This is a genomic window from Luteococcus sp. (assembly GCF_043424415.1).
Classification (GTDB): domain Bacteria; phylum Actinomycetota; class Actinomycetes; order Propionibacteriales; family Propionibacteriaceae; genus Luteococcus.
The window spans coordinates 1-2,823 of record NZ_JBHWOO010000251.1 but is presented as its reverse complement, the minus strand read 5'-3'; the positions used below and the strand labels follow the sequence as shown (position 1 = coordinate 2,823).

The 2,823-nt window shown below is 66.3% G+C and carries 3 protein-coding genes; all 3 read left to right on the top strand.

What is annotated here, in order from left to right:
• Nucleotides 1-148: 148 nt before the first annotated feature.
• From ACHFFZ_RS14555 to ACHFFZ_RS14545, 3 genes are read left to right on the top strand one after another with little or no spacing between them, the layout of a single operon-like run.
• Nucleotides 149-1,045, top strand: a complete 897-nt coding sequence (locus ACHFFZ_RS14555; RefSeq protein WP_394277320.1) for an ABC transporter substrate-binding protein — start codon at nt 149-151, stop codon at nt 1,043-1,045.
• Complete coding sequence (locus ACHFFZ_RS14550) at nt 1,042-1,977, top strand: amino acid ABC transporter permease (protein ID WP_394277319.1); 936 nt, start codon at nt 1,042-1,044, stop codon at nt 1,975-1,977. The genes ACHFFZ_RS14555 and ACHFFZ_RS14550 overlap by 4 nt, the downstream gene beginning before the upstream one ends.
• Nucleotides 1,977-2,777 (top strand): amino acid ABC transporter ATP-binding protein, encoded by an 801-nt coding sequence (locus ACHFFZ_RS14545; RefSeq protein WP_394277318.1) that lies wholly within the window; start codon nt 1,977-1,979, stop codon nt 2,775-2,777. Before ACHFFZ_RS14550 ends, ACHFFZ_RS14545 begins: the two co-directional genes overlap by 1 nt.
• The last annotated feature ends 46 nt before the right edge of the window (nt 2,778-2,823 follow it).

Genomic DNA, 2,823 nt, shown 5'->3' with positions numbered 1-2,823 from the left:
CCGCCACGGATCCGTGGCGGGCACTGCTGCGTCCTGCAGGGTGGGCACTTTCTCGCCCTTCGGGATGACGCATGGTGGGCTGAGTGGAAACCGAAGATATTTCGGTGAGAGGATGGTGCGTCCATCAGTGTCCGGGAGGATTTTGCGCATGAAGCATCCGCCAAGGTCTGCTGCCCTCGCAGCAGCCGTCTGCACCGCACTGCTCGCCAGTGGGTGCGCCACCAACCTGAGCGGATCGGGCCTCCCGACCAGCTCGGCCGGGTCCGAGCTGCCTCCGGTCCAGGCAAGCCAGGAGCTCTTCGCGCAGCTCCCGGCCAGCATCCAGCAGAGCAAGAAGATCGTCGTGGGCACCAGCCCCAACTACAAGCCCGTCGAATTCCTGGAGGGCGGCACGATCAGCGGCATGGACATCGACCTGTTCAATGCCGCCGCCCAGCGGATGGGCGTCGAGGTGGAGTGGAAGCAGAGCCCCTTCGACCAGATCCTGATCGGCATCCAGGCCAAGAAGTACGACGCCGGCGTCTCCGCCTTCACGGTCACGCCCGAGCGCACAAGGACCGTCGACATGGTCAGCTACCTCTCGGCCGGATCGCTGTGGGTGGTGCAGCAGGGCAACCCGAAGCAGGTCAAGGCCGGCGAGCCCCCGTGCGGACACTCGGTCGCCGTCCAGGTCGGCGTGGTGCAGGAGATGGAGATGAAGCAGGCCCAGGCCAAGTGCAAGGGCAATCCCATCAAGCTGCTCAGCTTCTCCGACCAGGGGGAGGCCAATACCGCCATGATGAGCGGCCGGGCCGACATGATGGCCGCCGACTCCCCCATCGCGCTGTACGCGATCAAGATGAGCAATGGAAAGCTCGAGGAGCTCGGCGAAAGCTATGACACCGCCCCCTATGGCGTGGTCAGCCGCAAGGACCAGCCCGAGCTGGCCAAAGCCGTGCAGGCCGCCTATACCGACCTCAAGGAGTCGGGCCACTACGAGCAGATCCTCGCCAAGTGGAACCAGACCGATGGCGCAGTCGAGACCTTCGAGGTGAACGGCAAGTGAGCACATCCGTGTCAGGTACCCACCAGTCCAATCCCACCGAACCGGTCCAGGTGGTTCCGGTCCGCCATCCCTGGCGCACCCTGAGCGCCATCCTGGTGGCCGCCATCCTGCTGATGATGGTGCACCAGCTGGCCACCAATCCCGCCTTCGACTGGCTCTTCACCCTCGACGCCATGCGCCAGGTGCCGGTGGCCAAGGGCTTCTGGCTCGGCGTCATCATGGTCACCCTCGGCTCCATGGTGGTCGGCGTGGTGGGCGGCATCATCCTGGCGATGATGCGGATGAGCGACAACACGCTGCTCAGCGGCGTCGCCTTCGCCTATGCCTGGTTCTTCCGCTCCATCCCCCGCTACGTGCTGCTGTCGATCCTCGGCGCGGCCGGCGCCTTCTTCCCCAATGGCGTGGGAATCGGCATCCCCTATGACCGCGAGCTGATGAACCTGATGGGGCTGGACGGGACCCTGCGGATCGCCACCCTGGACGCCAACCAGCTGTTCACCGGCTTCCTCGGCGCCATGCTGGGTCTGGGCCTGTCGGAGGCCGCCTACTTCAGCGAGATCGCCCGCTCGGGCATCATCAGTGTCGACAAGGGCCAGATGGAGGCCGCCACCGCGCTGGGCATGACGCGCCAGCAGGCCATGAAGCGGATCATCCTGCCGCAGGCGATGCGCGTGATCATCCCGCCGATGGGCAACGAGACGATCGCCATGTTCAAGGACACCTCGCTGCTGATCGCCCTGCCGCTGTCCACCGAGATGCTGTACCAGCTGCGCAGCATCGGCACCAACTACTACAAGATGATCCCCGTCTACATGGCGGCCTGCCTGTACTACCTGATCACCACCAGCATCATGATGATTGGCCAGAGCTGGCTGGAGAAGCGCTTCGGACGCGGCCATGCCCCGCTGTCCTACACCGGAGGAGACCACTGATGAGCAGCGCCGACCCGTCCAGTGACGTCCCGGCCAGTGACGTCCAGGTGCGCGCCCTCGACGTGCGCAAGTCCTTCGGCCCGCTCGAGGTGCTCAAGGGCATCAACCTCGAGGTGCGCCGTGGTGAGGTCGTCTGCCTGCTGGGGCCGTCGGGCTCGGGCAAGACCACCCTCCTGCGCCTGATCAACCAGATGGAGACCATCACCGCCGGCGAGATCTGGGTCGACGGCGAGCAGATCGGCGTGGAGCGTCGCGGCGACCGGCTCTACCAGCGCACCGACAAGGACATCGCCCGTCAGCGCTCCACCGTCGGCATGGTCTTCCAGCGCTTCAACCTGTTCCCGCACAAGACCGCCCTGGAGAACATCACCGAGGCGCCGATCGTGGTCAAGGGGGCCAACAGGGCCGAGGCCGAACGTCGGGGCCGCGACCTGCTGGACCAGGTGGGACTGGGCGACCGCGCCAATGCCTTCCCCAGCCACCTGTCGGGCGGCCAGCAGCAGCGCGTGGCCATCGCGCGCGCACTGGCCATGGATCCCGACCTGATGCTCTTCGACGAACCCACCAGCGCACTGGACCCCGAGCTGGTCGGCGAGGTGCTGTCGGTGATGAAGGACCTTGCCAGCAAGGGCATGACCATGGTCGTGGTCACCCACGAGATGGGATTTGCCCGCGAGGTGGCCGACCGGGTCGTGTTCATGGACGGCGGTGTCGTGGTCGAGGAGGGGCCGGCCGCCGAGCTCATCGACAACCCGCGCGAGGAACGCACCAAGGCCTTCCTGGGTCGGGTCTCCCGCTGACCCTGCCACCCTCGGCGCCAGGTGTGCGGCCCAGCCCCCGAACAAC

Coding starts and splice junctions, on each gene's coding strand:
- ACHFFZ_RS14555 (WP_394277320.1), top strand. CDS start 149: ATGAAGCATCCGCCAAGGTCTGCTGCCCTCGCAGCAGCCGTCTGCACC.
- ACHFFZ_RS14545 (WP_394277318.1), top strand. CDS start 1,977: ATGAGCAGCGCCGACCCGTCCAGTGACGTCCCGGCCAGTGACGTCCAG.